This window comes from Micromonospora sp. S4605 (genome assembly GCF_003176715.1).
Lineage (GTDB): Bacteria > Actinomycetota > Actinomycetes > Mycobacteriales > Micromonosporaceae > Micromonospora > Micromonospora echinaurantiaca.
In genome coordinates, this window is sequence record NZ_QGSW01000145.1 from 1 (window position 1) to 13,887 (window position 13,887).

Here is a 13,887-nt window from a genome sequence, read left to right on the forward strand (position 1 = left end):
GTGGACGGCGGGGCCGGCCGGGCCGGCGACGCGGCGACGCGGGGGAGGGGCCAGCCAATCGCCGGGCGGCTGGCCCCTCCCAGGAGCGCCCGGATCTGGTTGGCTCAGTTCAGCGGCGCCGGGCCGCCGCGGCGCGGGCCGTCCGGCAGCGCGGCACGTCGCCGGGAGACCGGCGGGCCACCGGTACGGGCGGCCGGCCGGCACGCCCGGCGACACCGCGCCGGGTGGGCCGGCGCGGATCGTCGACCACGGGGAGGGCCCATGCGGGACAACACGTCGCCGTACTGGCGGCAGCGGCGTACGGTCGAGCGGCTCGACGGGGGACCGGACGCCGGTGCGGCCGCGCTGCTCGCGCCGCCCCGGCGGGCCGCCCGGCCGGTCCGGTTCTACACCGTGCACCTCGGCTTCACGGCAGCCGGCCCGGCCGAGGCATCCGAGCTGGCGGTCGGCTACGCCGAGGCGTTGAGCCTGCTCCGGCCCGAGCTGGCGCTCGGCGCGGCCGCGCTGTCGCCTGCCGACGCCTGGCACCGCGCCGAGCGGCTGTTCTGCGGGGCGGTCGGCCCGGACGGCGAGCGCTGCGCCGACGTGGCCGGGCATCCCGGCTTCCACCACGCGCCGGGCCCGGGCGGGCTCGGCTGGGGCGACGGGTGAGCCCCCGGTCCGGTCAGTCCAGGTCGAACTCGCCGTCCTGGGCGCCGGCCACGAACGCGTCCCACTCGGCCTGGGTGAAGACCAGCACCGGTCCGTCCGGCTCGGCCGAGTTGCGCATGCCGATCAGGTCGTCGACGAAGGCGACCTCGACGGCGCTGTCGGAGGTGTCGCCCTCGGCCCGCTGCCAGACCGCCCGGGACAGGTCGAAGTCACCCTTGGGGTGCGAAGCCATGGTTCAGTCCTCCAGTGCCACGGGTCACGGGGGAGACACGTGCGGTTCCCCATCCGGCAGGATAAGCGGATGCCCAGCCTGACCCGTGTAAAGGCGACCGCGCGTGGCGCGGCGATCACCGTCGAGTCCTACCAGGTGGACCTCGACTTCACCGGCGGTGCGGAGCGGTTCCGCTCACACGTCACCATCCGCTTCCGGGTGACCACCGGCGCCGCCACGTTCGCCGAGGTCAAGCCCGCGAAACTGCTGGCGGTACGCCTCAACGACCGGGACCTGGACCCGGCCACGCTGGACGACAACCGGCTGCCGCTGACCGGGCTGGCCGAGGCCAACACGCTGACCGTGGAGGCCGAGATGGCCTACACCAACACCGGCGAGGGGATCCACCGGTTCGTCGACCCGGCCGACGGCGAGACCTACCTCTACGCGATGTCCTTCCTGGACGACGTGCAGCGCATCTTCGCCGCCTTCGACCAGCCCGACCTGAAGGCCCCGGTCACCCTCGCGGTGACCGCCCCGGAGCACTGGACGGTCGCGGCCAACGGCGCGCTCGCCGCCACCCCGCGTCCCGGCCGCTGGGAGTTCGCCCCGACCGCCCCGCTGGCCACGTACTTCGTCTCGCTCGTCGCCGGGCCGTGGCACGTGCGCCGCGACGAGCACGACGGCATCCCGCTCGGCCTCTACTGCCGCCGCTCGCTCGCCGCGCACCTGGACGCCGACGCGGACGAGATCTTCACCGTCACCAAGCAGTGCCTGGACCGGTTCCACCAGCTCTTCGACGAGCGCTACCCGTTCGGCAAGTACGACCAGGCGTTCGTGCCGGAGTTCAACGCCGGCGCGATGGAGAACCCGGGCCTGGTCACCTTCCGCGACGACTACGTCTTCCGGTCCGCGGTCACCGACAGCCAGCGCGAGCTGCGCGCCACCACCATCGCGCACGAGATGGCGCACATGTGGTTCGGCGACCTGGTCACCATGCGCTGGTGGGACGACCTGTGGCTGAACGAGTCCTTCGCGGAGTACCTGGGCACCCGGGTCACCGCCGAGGCGACCCGCTTCGACCAGGCGTGGACCACCTTCGCGATGCGCCGCAAGGCCTGGGGCTACGCCGCCGACCAGCGCCCCTCCACCCACCCGGTGGCGCCGGAGGAGGTGACCGACGCGGCGCAGGGGCTGCTCAACTTCGACGGCATCTCGTACGCCAAGGGCGCCAGCGTGCTGCGGCAACTGGTGGCCTGGCTCGGTGACGACGCCTTCCTCGCCGGCCTGAACGCGCACTTCGCGAAGCACCGGTTCGGCAACGCCACCCTGGCCGACCTGCTCGGCAGCCTCTCCGCCGCGAGCGGGCGCGACCTCGCCGACTGGGCCGAACGCTGGCTGCGCCGGGCCCAGGTCAACACGCTGCGCGCCGAGGTCGCCGTGGACGCCGACGGCCGCTACCGCGAGGTGGCCGTGGTGCAGACCGCCCCGCAGACGCACCCGGTGCTGCGCCCGCACCGGATCGGCGTGGGCCGCTACTCCGCCGACGGCACGGTCGACCGTGCCGAGGTGGATCTCGACCCGGACGCCGACGGCGGCCGGACGGTGCTCGCCGAGCTGACCGGCCAGCCGGCGGCGCGGCTGCTGCTGCCCAACGACGGCGACCTGACCTTCGCGAAGGTCCGCCTCGATCCGGCCTCGGCCGACGCCGTGCCGCTGGTGCTGCCCGGCCTGGCCGACCCGCTGGCCCGGGCGCTGCTCTGGCGCGAGGCGCTGGACGCCGCGATCGACGGGGAGCGGCCGGTCGCCGGGCTGGTCGAGCTGATCGCCGCCGCGCTGCCCGCCGAGACCGAGGTGATCGTCGCCGAGGACGTGCTCACGCTGAGCCGCTCGCTGATCGACCGCTACCTGGAGCCGGCGGCCCGCACGGCCGCGCTGGCCCGGGTCGCCGGCGCCTGCCGGCAACTGCTCGACGGTGCCCCCGCCGGGCAGTCGTTGCAGCTGGCCGCGGCCCGCGCCTGGATCGCCGCCACCACCGACGCCGACCTGCTCACCGGCTGGCTGGCCGGCCGCGACGTACCGGCCGGGCTGGCCGTCGACGCGGAACTGCGCTGGGCGGTGCTCTACCGGCTGGTGGTGCTCGGCGCGGCCGGCGAGCCGGAGATCGCCGCCGAGGCGGCCACCGACCCGAGCGCCGCCGGCGCCGAGCGGGCCGCCCGGTGCCGGGGTGCGCTGCCCGACCCGGCGGCGAAGCGGGCCGCGTGGGAGATCGTGGTGTCCAACGCCGAGCTGTCGAACCGGCTGGTCGAGGCGACCGCGGAGGGCTTCTGGCAGCCCGAGCAGGCCGAGTTGACGGCCGGGTACGTCGAGCGGTACTTCGCCGACATGCCGGCCGCGGCGCGGCTGCGTACGCCCTGGACGGCGGACCGGGTGGCCGGCCTGGCCTTCCCCCGCTACGCCGTGGCGCAGCCGACCCGGGAGGCGGCCGCGGCGCTGCTGGCCCGCGACGACCTCACCCCGGGCCTGCGCCGGGTGGTCACCGACGCCGACGACGACCTGCGCCGGGCCCTGATCGCCCGCACCGCCGTCGCCGCCGCCAGCGCCTGACCCGGGGCATCGTTCCAGGGCAGGGCTGAGGTGCGGCGGGAGCCGCGTGGGTGGCACGCCGGTCGGTGTGCCACCCACGGTGGCCGGTCAGCGCCGCGCCGGCTCCGGCGCCACCGGGGCGTCCCAGTCGATGACGTAGCGCTGTTCGGGGCCGACCGTCTTCTCCGGGTTCATCGCGGTCTTCACCAGCAACGGCATCAGCAGCGGCATCAGCGCGCGGGCCACCGGTCCCGGCGCCTTGGCCTGGTTGATCCGGGCCGCCCGGGCGGCGATCCGTTCCACCCGGGCCCGTCGCAGCCGCTCGAAGGTGGCGAACGCCGACCCGACGTCGGGCAGGTCGCGCAGGCAGCGGGCGAGTTGCACGGCGCTCTCGATGGCCAGCGACGCACCCTGCCCCGAACTGTTCGAGGGCGCGTGCGCCGAGTCGCCGACCAGCACCATCCGGCCCCGGTGCCAGTGCGGCACCGGCGGCATGATGTGCAGCGCGCCCACCACCTGCAGGCCGGCCGGGTCGCTGGTGCGCAGCAGGTCGCGGCCCGGGTCGTCGTCGGCGTACGCGGCCCGCAGCGTGCGCAGCCACTCCTGCGGTGCGACCGCGCGCGCCTCGACCAGGCTCATCGGCCGCTGCCCCGGCAGGTTGACCCCCCACCGGGTGCCGCCGCCCGGTTCCGGCCAGTAAAGGTAGTAGCCGCGCCGGCCGAAGGTGAAGGTCATCGTGCCGGGTTCGACGTCCACCTCGTGCCGGGCGACCGCCTCGAAGCCGAGCAGCCCGGTGAACCGCGGGCCGGGCGCCGCCGGGTCGATGAGGGTGCGCACGGTCGACCGGACGCCGTCGGCGCCGACCAGCACGTCGGCGGTGGCGGTGCTGCCGTCGTCGAAGGTCGCGGTGACCCCGGCAGCGGTCTCCCGGGCCTCGACCAGGCGCTTTCCGTGCTCGATCGGTACGCCCTCGGCGCGGGCCCGCTCGTGCAGCACCCGGTGCAGTTCGTTGCGGTGCACCACCCGCAGCGGCGGTACGTCGGCCAGGCCGGGCAGGTCGATGCGCTTGCGGCCGACGGCCATCACCGTCCGGTGGATCGGCGTGGCGATGGCGGTCACCGCGTCGGCCGCGTCGACGGTACGCAGGGCGGCGACACCGTTCGGGGCGAGCGCCAGGGTGCCGCCGATGCCGTCGGCGGTGCTCGGGTACGCCTCGTGGACGGTGGCGGCGATGCCGGCGCGGCGCAGCGCCAGCGCGGTCACCGGGCCGGCGATGCCGCCGCCGATGACGAGGGCTGTCCTCACTCGGGTCATGGGTCCTCTCCAGGGGTTCGATGGCGTGCGAAACCGCCTGGGTGGGAGCCCGGTTATCCTCTGGTTGCCGCTTCGGGCCGGGCACCTTCCCAGGTGTGGTTCGAGGTAAGGGCCCCGGTGCGGTGTTGGCGCACCGCGCCGGGGCCGCCGGTCACTCGGTGCGGCGGCTCCTCTCCGCGACGTCGGTCAGCTCGGCCGGCAGCTCACCGGTCTCGTGGAAGGCCCGCCACTGGTCGAGCCCCGGGAAGTCACCCGAGGCGAAGGCGGCCAGCAGGTCGCGGACCCAGGCCGCCTCCGCCTCCTGGACCGCCAGGTCGTACTCGGACTCGACCAGGAACAGTCGGGGCACCTGCCGCAGGTGCTCCGCGAGCGCGGCGCGGTTGGCCCGGATCAGCTCGTCGAGCAGTTCCAGCCGCCGCCGCAGCAGCGCCGTCGCCTCGTCGGGGTGCAGCGCGGCGAGCACGGAGAGGCCGGCGCGGAACCGGGACTGCTCCGGCTCCGGCGTGGAGACCAGCTCCCGCGCCCAGTCGACCAGCTCGGCCCGGCCGGCGTCGGTGATCCGGTAGACCGTGCGCTCGGGGCGCCGGCCGGCCCGCACGCTCTCCACCTCGGCGATGAGCCCGTGCCGGTCGAGGTTGCGGATGACCGTGTAGAACGACCCCCACTTGATCTCCATGTCCTGGTCCTTGCCCCAGGCCCGCAGCGCGGTGGCGATCTCGTACGGGTGCATGGGTCGCTGGACGAGGGCGGAGAGCACGGCCAACGCCAGCAGGTTGCCGACCTTGCGTCGCTTGGGCACGGCCACCTCCTCGCCCTTGCTCGTCCACGATTACTCGCAGACGAGTATAAGCGTGGCCGGGTCGGCGGCGCGACCCCTCGGCCGGCATAGGATCACGGGGTGGAGGAAGACATCCGTCGGATCGGGATCATGGGTGGCACCTTCGACCCCATCCACCACGGGCACCTCGTGGCGGCCAGCGAGGTGGCCGACCGGTTCGGGCTGGACGAGGTGGTCTTCGTACCCACCGGCCAGCCCTGGCAGAAGGCGGACGAGCCGGTCAGCCCGGCCGAGGACCGCTACCTGATGACGGTGATCGCCACCGCCTCCAACCCCCGCTTCCAGGTCAGCCGGGTCGACATCGACCGCGGTGGCCCCACCTACACCGTCGACACGCTGCGCGACCTGCACGCCGAGTACGGCCCGAAGGTGCAGCTCTACTTCATCACCGGCGCCGACGCGCTGGCGAAGATCCTCAGCTGGAAGGATCTCGACGAGATCTTCGAGCTGGCCCACTTCATCGGGGTGACCCGGCCCGGCTTCGAACTCTCCGACGAGCACCTGCCGGCCGACACGGTCAGCCTGATCCAGGTGCCCGCGATGGCCATCTCGTCGACCGACTGCCGGGCGCGGGTCGCCCGCGGCGAGCCGGTCTGGTACCTGGTACCGGACGGTGTGGTGCAGTACATCGCCAAACGGCGCCTCTATCAGCAGTGATTTCGCCCGGTACCGACCAGATCAGGCGGGTAATCGACCAGAACTGACAAGTCGTGATTCGGTCGCGTGTGAGACGCTTGGAGGATCGCACGGTTGATCGAAGGAGAACGGTGACAGTTTCCGAACGCGCTCACGAGCTGGCGATCGCCGCCGCACAGGCCGCCGCCGACAAGAAGGCGCAGGACATCGTCATCATCGACGTGGGCGACCAGCTCGCCATCACCGACGCGTTCCTGCTCGCCGCGGCGCCCAACGAGCGCCAGGTGCTGGCCATCGTCGACGCCATCGAGGAGCGACTGCTCCAGCTGCCCGAGAAGGCCAAGCCGGTGCGCCGCGAGGGCGAGCGCGGCGGTCGCTGGGTGCTGCTCGACTACGTCGACATCGTGGTGCACGTCCAGCACACCGAGGAGCGTGAGTTCTACGCCCTCGACCGGCTCTGGAAGGACTGCCCGACCATCCCGTTCGTCGACCGGGACCTGGTCGACGCCGAGTCCGGCAGCGCCGCCGCGGAATGACCCGCCTGATCATCTGGCGGCACGGCAACACCGACTGGAACGCCGCCGGCCGGGTCCAGGGGCAGACCGACGTACCCCTCAACGACCTCGGCCGCGAGCAGGCCCGGGCCGCCGCCCCGCTGCTCGCCGGGCTGCGCCCGGACGCCATCGTCTCCAGCGACCTGCGCCGCGCCGCGGACACCGCCGCCGCGCTGGCCGCGGTCACCGGGCTGCCGGTACGCACCGACGCCCGGCTGCGCGAGCGGCACTTCGGGCAGTGGCAGGGCCTCGAACTGGCCGAAGCGGCCCGTCGCTACCCGAGCGAGTACGCCCGCTGGCGGGCCGGCGACCCCGATCCGGGTGCCGGCATCGAGACCCTCGACGACCTCGGCAAGCGGGTCGGCGCGGCCCTGCAGGACGCCGCCGACGCGGTGGCCGGCGGGACCGTCGTGGTCGCCACCCACGGCGGCGGGGCCCGGCAGGGCTGCGGCCAGCTGCTCGGCTGGGACCACCAGGTGCTGCGCACCATCGGGTCGCTGCAGAACTGCCACTGGACCGAGCTGCGCCACGACGAGGTGCGGGGCTGGCACCTGCGCGCCCACAACGTCGGGCTGATCAGCGCGGCGGCCCCGGCCGAGTCGGTCTGAGCCGCACGGCCCTCGGCGTAGCGGGGCGGCATCGGCTAGCGTGCCGGGCATGCCCGTCGCGGTCGTCACCGACTCCACCGCCTACCTGCCCCCCGAACTGCTCGCCGCCCACCGGCTGACCGTGGTGCCGCTCACCGTCGTGCTCAACGGCGCCGAAGGGCTGGAGGGCGTCGAGACGTTCCCGGCCGACGCGACCCGGGCCCTGGGCGGCCGGCGGGTCTCGGTGAGCACCTCCCGGCCCGCCCCGGAGCAGTTCGCGCGGACGTACCGCCGGCTGCTGGACGACGGCGCGGACGGCATCGTCTCGGTGCACATCTCCGCCGAACTCTCCGGCACCGTCGAGGCGGCCCGGCTGGCCGCCGCCGAGTTCGGCGACCGGGTCGCCGTGGTGGACAGCCGCTCCTGCGGCATGGGCCTGGGTTTTCCGGTCGTCGCGGCCGCCGCGGCCGCCGACCGGGGCGCCGACCTGGCGGCGGTACGCGACGCCGCGCTGGCCACCGTCGCCCGTACCACCATCTGGTTCTACGTCGACACGCTGGAGTTCCTCCGCCGGGGCGGCCGGATCGGCGCCGCCGAGGCGCTCTTCGGCACCGCGCTGTCGGTCAAGCCGATCATGCACATGCCGGACGGCGCGATCGTGCTCAAGGACAAGGTGCGCACCGCGAGCCGGGGCGTGGCCCGCCTGGTCGACCTGGCCGTCGAGGCGGCCGGTGACGCCGAGGTGGACCTCGCCGTGCACCACCTCGCCGCCCCGCAGCGGGCCGAGGCGCTGCTGACGGCGTTGCGCGAGCGGCTCGGCGACCGGCTGCACGACGCGTACGTCTCGGAGGCCGGCGCGGTGGTGGCCGCGCACGCCGGCCCGGGCCTGGCGTGCGTGGTGGTGCATCGCCGGCCGACCTCCAACGGCGGCTGACCAGCCGGTCCGCGCCGGTCCCGCCCGGGTGACCTGTTCGGACGGTGCCGGTCCGGTCGAGCTGGCAGGGTTGGTCTGGCGTGGCTGTGTGCGCGCCTGGGTGGGTGGCCGGGCAGGTCGGTGTGAACGCCCTGTCGAGCTGCCCTCATGGATGGGGCAGCGGCGCCGCCGGGCACGCTGGTCAGGAGTGCCGACCGCCGGTGGGTGTGCTGGCCCGGGGTGATGGCGGGGAGAGGAGCGGCGATGTCCATCGTGGTGACCGGCGGCGGTCGGGGCGTGGGCCGGGCCGTGGCGGAACGGCTCGCGGCCTCCGGTGACACGGTGGTGGTGATCGAGTACGACCGGGACGCGCTCGACTGGTTGCGCCAGGTGGCGACCCCGGACCGGCTGGTCGCGGTGGTGGGGGACGCCGGTGACGAGGAGGTCGTCACGCGCGCCGCCGACCTGGCCGAACGCGCCGGGCCGCTGACCGGGTGGGTGAACAACGCGGCGGTGTTCCGGGACGCCTCGGTGCATTCCACGCCCGCGGCCGAGGTCCTCGACCTGATCGGGCTCAACCTGCGGCCAACGGTGGTCGGCGCGACCACGGCGGTCCGCCGGTACCTCGCCGCCGGCACCGCCGGCGCCATCGTCAACGTCTCGTCCCACCAGGCCCGCCGGCCGGTGCGCGGTTGCCTGCCGTACGCGACCGCGAAGGCGGCGGTCGAGGGGCTGACCCGGGCGCTGGCCGTCGAGTACGGCCCGCGTGGAATCCGGACCAACGCGGTGGCGCTCGGCTCGATCGCCACCGAGCGGCACGCCGCGTTCCTCGCCGAGCGGGAACCGGCCGAGGCGGAGTGGATCGACGCGGAGCTGGCCCGGCTGCACCCGGTGGGGCGGATCGGCCGGGTCGAGGAGGTGGCGGAAGCGGTCGCCTACCTGCTGTCGCCGGCGGCGGGCTTCGTCAACGGGGTGACCCTGCCGGTCGACGGCGGCCGCTCGGTGCTCGGCCTCGACCCCGAGGCGCGGTGAACCCTGCTCATTCGGTCTCGGCGACGAACACGCCCTGTCCCTGCTGGCCGTAGATGAGGTTTCGGGCGTGGAGTTCCTTGACCGCCCGGTAGGCGGTGGAGCGTGCGACGTTGTAGAGCTCGCCGATCTCTGTCACCGACGGCAGTTGCTGGCCCGGCGAGTACTCGCCAGACCGGATCTTCTGCTCGATGTCGTCGGCTACCCGCCGATAGTGCGGTGGTCTGGTTGGCATGCTCGGCTCTCCTGGACTTCAGCGGAGATCATGCTTCCAGGTCCGGGCGTGAGCGGACAAGCCAGCAGGCCGAGCAAGTGAACACGGTGAAGAGTTGACTACACTGAGACAGTGACTACAGTGAGACAGTGAACGGACACCTGGGCTTCAGCAATCCGCGTGTTCCGTCATCCGCTGTGGAGCGGTGTCCCGTCGCCGCTCCACAGCGGGCCAACTGCCGATTTCGCGGAAGGCCCGACGATGAGCAACCATCGGCGACATCTGCCGAAGCGGAGATTCTGGAGACCCTGGAGCGAACCCAGGTGTTCGTGCGGATGGCCGTACTTCTCGTCCTGCCCGAATCTGCATCCGATCTCGGTCACGCGATCCTCCCGGAACGAACGAACCCCGGGCATCTACTACTCGACCGCCTTCGATCGGTTCCAGCGATTGGGGCGAGACCGTGCCGATGGATGAGCCGGTGACGCTGGCCGAGCTGATCTGGGCCGCCAACCGGACAATGGACATGCACTGGACCCGATCGCCGAATCCCTGGCAACCCGGGGGCTGCTGGCAGTGCACCGAGGACGGGTGCCCACAGCTCGAATGGGCCCAGACCGTCCTGGCCGATGTACGCAACCAGCTGCTTGGATGACTCGCCGCCACCGAGCGACTGCCCGCTAGCACACCTCCGCATGATCAGGCGCCTGTCCACAGGAGACGTTCCTGTCCACAGCCGGACCCACGGTAGCGGCCGGGGCGCCGGAGACGACCTAGCCTCGCGCCGTGTCGAATGACGAGGAGGCGGTGGTGCGGCAGCGCCTTCGGCGCCTGCTGCCCGCCACGGCTGCCGAGACGGCTGCGGCCCCTGCCGGGCGGGCCGCGGCCGGGGTCGCGGCCGACCCGCCCGGCCGGTCGCACACCCTCGCCGCGCCGTGGCCGTTCGCCGGCGCGTCGCCGGGAGTGGGACCGGATCGGGCGGGCGGACGTCCTCCCGCTGTCGACGACGGTCCGCTGTCCGGGCTCGGCCACGTGCCGATCCGGGCCGCGCTGCCGTCGCGCTCAGCCTCGTCGGTGCCCGATCCCGAGCCGGTGCTGGTGGGCGGCGCGGGGGAGGATGCGCCGACGTCCCGCCTGCCCGGGCCGGGGGTCTTCGACCCGGGGCGGCGGGGCGTGCGGGCGCTGGCTGTGGTCGCCGTGCTGGTGGTGCTCGGTGCCGGATTCTGGGCCTGGCGGTCCCGCCCTCGCGCCGAGCCGGTCGCCCCGCTGGCCACCGCGGTGTCGGCCGGGCCGCTCAGCTCGTCGTTCGCCGATCCGGTGGCGTCGCCGGCCGGCGAGCTGGTGGTGGCCGTGGCCGGCAAGGTACGCCGACCGGGGCTGGTCCGGGTGCCGGCCGGTGCCCGGGTCGCCGACGCCGTCGAGGCGGCCGGTGGGGCGTTGCCCGGCGTGGACGTGGCCCTGCTCAACCCGGCCCGCAAGGTCACCGACGGCGAGCTGATCCTGGTCGGCGTACCGGCGCCGCCGAACCTGGCCGGCGCACCTGCGGCGCCGGGCGCGGGGGAGCCCGGCGCGGCACCCGGCGGTCGGGTCAACCTGAACACCGCGACGCTGGCACAGCTCGACTCGCTGCCCGGGGTCGGGCCGGTGCTCGCCCAACGCATCCTCGACCACCGCGAGCAGCACGGCGGGTTCCGGTCCGTCGGCGACCTGCGCCAGGTGGACGGCATCGGCGACGCCCGGTACGAGCAGCTCAAGGACCTGGTGACGGTGTGAGCGGCCGCCAACCGCCCGGTGCCGCCACCGGACGAGCCGGCACCCCGGCTGCCGTACCCCGGCTGAGCCGGGCGACGGATCCGGACGGGGTGACCGGCGGGGACCGGGCAGCGGGGCCGGACCTGCGGCTGGCCGGGCTGGCCGTGGCGGCCTGGCTCGCCGCGCTGGCCGGGCTGCACCTCACCGCCGCCGGCACGCTGCTGCTCGCGGCGGGGGCGGCCGCGCTGGCGGTCCTCGGCGCGCTGCGTCTGCTGGGCCTTCTCGGCCGACCGTCGGCGCGCCTGCGACGGTACGGCTGGATCGCCGTCGCGGTGCTGATCGGGGTGGTCTGCGGCGCCAGCGCGACCGCCGCCCGGCTGGCCGTCCGGGACGCCGGGCCGGTCCGCGCCCTGGTCGACGAGCGGGCCAGCGTCACCGCCGAGCTGGTCGTGCGCGACGATCCCCGGCCGGTCCGCGGTGGTGCCACCGGCCGTCCGGCGATGCTGCTGGTGGCGGCCGAGCTGGTCGGCGTCACCGGCCCGGACGGCCGGCGGGTGGCCGCGCCGGTGCGCGTGCTCGTGCTGGCCACCGACCCGGGTTGGCGGGGACTGCTGCCCGGGCAGCGGTTGACCGCCGAGGGGCGGTTGGCCGCCCCACGTGGCGGTGACCTCACCGCCGCCGTGCTGCGCGCCACCGGTCCGCCCGAGCCGCACGGGCCCGCGCCGACGTCCCAGCGGGCCGCCGGCCAGCTCCGGGCCGGCCTGCAACGCGCCTGCGAGCCGCTGCCGGACGAGCAGGGCGGACTGCTTCCCGGCCTGGTGGTCGGGGACACCAGCCGGTTGCCGGCCACGGTGGAGGAGGACTTCCTGGCCACCGGCATGACCCACCTGAATGCCGTCTCCGGTTCCAACGTGGCGATCGTCGTCGGCGCGGTGCTGCTGCTGGCCCGCTGGGCGCGGGCCGGCCCGTGGCTGGCGGCGGGGCTGTGCGCCGTGGCGCTGGTGGGCTTCGTCATCCTGGTCCGCCCGTCGCCGAGCGTGGTGCGGGCCGCCACCATGGGTGCGATCGGGCTGGTCGCGCTGGCCACCGGCCGGCCCCGAGCCGCGCTGCCGGCCCTGGCCGCGGCGGTCGCGGTGCTGGTGCTGGTCGACCCGGAGCTGGCCGGCGACCCCGGCTTCGCGCTCTCCGTCCTGGCCACCGGTGGCCTGTTGCTGCTCGCGCCACGGTGGCGGGACGGGCTGCGTCGCCGCGGCGTGCCGGCCGGCCTGGCCGAGGCCCTGGCGGTGCCGGCCGCCGCGCAGCTCGCCTGCGCTCCGGTGGTCGCCGGGATCTCCGGCACGGTCAGCCTGGTCGCGGTGCCGGCCAACCTGCTGGCGGTACCGGCGATCGCGCCGGCCACCGTGCTCGGCGTGCTCGCGGCGGCGGTGTCACCGGTCTGGCCGGCCGGGGCCGAGTTCGCCGCCTGGCTGGCGAGCTGGCCGGCGTGGTGGCTGGTCACCGTCGCCCGGTACGGGGCGCAACTCCCCGCCGGCACCCTGCCGTGGCCGGGCGGCGTACCGGGAGCGCTGCTGCTGGCCGGCCTGACCGGGGCGCTGCTGGTGGCCACCCGACGGCCGCTGGTACGCCGCCTGGTCGCGGTGGTGGCAGTCGCCGTGATGCTCGGCACGCTGCCGGTCCGGCTGGTGGCCGACGGCTGGCCGCCGGCGGGCTGGGTGGTGGCCGCCTGCGCCGTCGGCCAGGGCGACGCGATCGTGCTGCCGGTGAGCGCCGGGCGGGCCGTGGTGGTCGACGCCGGCCCGGAGCCGGCGGCGGTGGACGCCTGCCTGCGCCGGCTCGGCGTACGGGAGGTGCCGCTGCTGGTGATCAGCCACTTCCACGTCGACCACGCCGGTGGCGTCGCCGGGGTGTTCCGGGGACGCCGGGTCACCGCCGTGCTCGCTCCACCGTGGCCGGAACCGGAGCACGGGCGCGACCTGGTCCGGGGCGAGGCGGCGGCGCGGGCCGTCGAGCTGCTGACCGCGCCGCCCGGCTGGCGCTGGCGGGCGGGTGGGGTCGAGTTGGCCGCCCTCGGCTCGGCGGCCCCGTTGCGCGGCACCCGGTCCGACCCGAACAACAACTCGATCGTGCTGCGTGCCGTGGTGTCCGGGGTGCGGATCCTGCTCACCGGCGACGCGGAGACCGAGCAGCAGCAGGCGCTGCTGGCCGGCGTACCGGCGGGTGAGCTGCGGGCGGAGGTGTTGAAGGTGCCGCACCACGGTTCGGCCTATCAGGACCCGGCGTTTCTCGACGCGGTCCGCCCGGCGGTCGCCCTGGTGCCGGTCGGTGCCGGCAACACCTACGGGCACCCGCACCCGGCGCTGTTGGCCCGGCTGGCCCGGGGCGGGGCGCGGGTGCTGCGCACCGACACCGACGGCGACGTGGCGGCGGTGGTCGGGCGGTCCGGCCTGGCGGTAGTGAGTCGGGGCGTCGACCCGGGCCGGCAGCGCTGACGGATCGACGGTGATTCCAGCGATAAGGCCTGATTCAACGTAGATGTCTGGATTTGCGCTGAGTGCGGGCTCCGCGAGCGGAGTACCGATGACCAGGCTGGTTCCGGCAGCGC

At 74.9% G+C, this 13,887-nt stretch carries 14 protein-coding genes; 10 read left to right on the forward strand and 4 right to left on the reverse strand.

Translation table 11 applies throughout. The features are described from left to right. Positions 1-261 precede the first annotated feature (261 nt). Positions 262-651 (forward strand): hypothetical protein, encoded by a 390-nt coding sequence (locus tag DLJ47_RS10055; protein ID WP_109899780.1) that lies wholly within the window; start codon positions 262-264, stop codon positions 649-651. A 13-nt stretch (positions 652-664) separates the two neighbouring features. On the opposite strand, the gene DLJ47_RS10060 is transcribed toward DLJ47_RS10055, so the two are convergent. Next, entirely contained in the window at positions 665-883 is a 219-nt protein-coding gene (locus tag DLJ47_RS10060) for a DUF397 domain-containing protein (RefSeq protein ID WP_109899781.1), read from the reverse strand. A 69-nt stretch (positions 884-952) separates the two neighbouring features. Here DLJ47_RS10060 and pepN point away from each other — a divergent pair, with 69 nt between their 5' ends. Continuing rightward, the gene (gene pepN / locus DLJ47_RS10065; protein ID WP_109899782.1) at positions 953-3,469 is read left to right on the forward strand and encodes an aminopeptidase N; all 2,517 of its coding nucleotides are present in this window, start codon (positions 953-955) and stop codon (positions 3,467-3,469) included. A gap of 87 nt (positions 3,470-3,556) precedes the next feature. Here the strand turns inward: pepN and DLJ47_RS10070 are convergent, their stop codons facing one another. Together DLJ47_RS10070 and DLJ47_RS10075 are read right to left on the reverse strand one after the other, a co-directional pair. After that, a complete protein-coding gene (locus DLJ47_RS10070; RefSeq protein ID WP_109899783.1) occupies positions 3,557-4,762 on the reverse strand; it encodes an FAD-dependent monooxygenase in 1,206 nt (401 codons plus the stop codon). Between the two features lie 151 nt (positions 4,763-4,913). Further along, a complete protein-coding gene (locus DLJ47_RS10075) occupies positions 4,914-5,561 on the reverse strand; it encodes a PadR family transcriptional regulator (RefSeq protein ID WP_109899812.1) in 648 nt (215 codons plus the stop codon). Between the two features lie 99 nt (positions 5,562-5,660). Here DLJ47_RS10075 and nadD point away from each other — a divergent pair, with 99 nt between their 5' ends. From nadD to DLJ47_RS10100, 5 genes are all read left to right on the forward strand, one after another. Beyond that, positions 5,661-6,257, forward strand: coding sequence for a nicotinate-nucleotide adenylyltransferase (nadD, locus tag DLJ47_RS10080; RefSeq protein WP_109899784.1), 597 nt, complete (start codon positions 5,661-5,663; stop codon positions 6,255-6,257). A 110-nt stretch (positions 6,258-6,367) separates the two neighbouring features. After that, complete coding sequence (gene rsfS, locus DLJ47_RS10085) at positions 6,368-6,772, forward strand: ribosome silencing factor (RefSeq protein WP_109899785.1); 405 nt, start codon at positions 6,368-6,370, stop codon at positions 6,770-6,772. After that, positions 6,769-7,398, forward strand: coding sequence for a histidine phosphatase family protein (locus DLJ47_RS10090; RefSeq protein WP_109899786.1), 630 nt, complete (start codon positions 6,769-6,771; stop codon positions 7,396-7,398). The genes rsfS and DLJ47_RS10090 overlap by 4 nt, the downstream gene beginning before the upstream one ends. 49 nt (positions 7,399-7,447) lie before the next feature. Further along, entirely contained in the window at positions 7,448-8,311 is an 864-nt protein-coding gene (locus DLJ47_RS10095) for a DegV family protein (protein WP_109899787.1), read from the forward strand. Positions 8,312-8,554: 243 nt separating this feature from the next. Then, complete coding sequence (locus DLJ47_RS10100; RefSeq protein WP_109899788.1) at positions 8,555-9,322, forward strand: SDR family NAD(P)-dependent oxidoreductase; 768 nt, start codon at positions 8,555-8,557, stop codon at positions 9,320-9,322. 7 nt (positions 9,323-9,329) lie between these two features. Here the strand turns inward: DLJ47_RS10100 and DLJ47_RS10105 are convergent, their stop codons facing one another. After that, on the reverse strand, positions 9,330-9,554 hold the full coding sequence (locus DLJ47_RS10105) for a GntR family transcriptional regulator (protein ID WP_109899789.1): 225 nt from the start codon (positions 9,552-9,554) through the stop codon (positions 9,330-9,332). A gap of 448 nt (positions 9,555-10,002) precedes the next feature. Between DLJ47_RS10105 and DLJ47_RS10110 the strand changes: the two genes are divergently transcribed. The 3 genes from DLJ47_RS10110 (at position 10,003) to DLJ47_RS10120 (ending at position 13,774) form a co-directional block, all read left to right on the forward strand. Continuing rightward, complete coding sequence (locus DLJ47_RS10110; RefSeq protein WP_109899790.1) at positions 10,003-10,188, forward strand: hypothetical protein; 186 nt, start codon at positions 10,003-10,005, stop codon at positions 10,186-10,188. 131 nt (positions 10,189-10,319) lie between these two features. Next, positions 10,320-11,306 carry a ComEA family DNA-binding protein gene (locus DLJ47_RS10115; RefSeq protein ID WP_109899791.1) on the forward strand — a complete coding sequence of 329 codons (987 nt, stop codon included), beginning with the start codon at positions 10,320-10,322 and terminating at the stop codon, positions 11,304-11,306. Next, the gene (locus DLJ47_RS10120; protein WP_446723548.1) at positions 11,303-13,774 is read left to right on the forward strand and encodes a ComEC/Rec2 family competence protein; all 2,472 of its coding nucleotides are present in this window, start codon (positions 11,303-11,305) and stop codon (positions 13,772-13,774) included. The genes DLJ47_RS10115 and DLJ47_RS10120 overlap by 4 nt, the downstream gene beginning before the upstream one ends. The last annotated feature ends 113 nt before the right edge of the window (positions 13,775-13,887 follow it).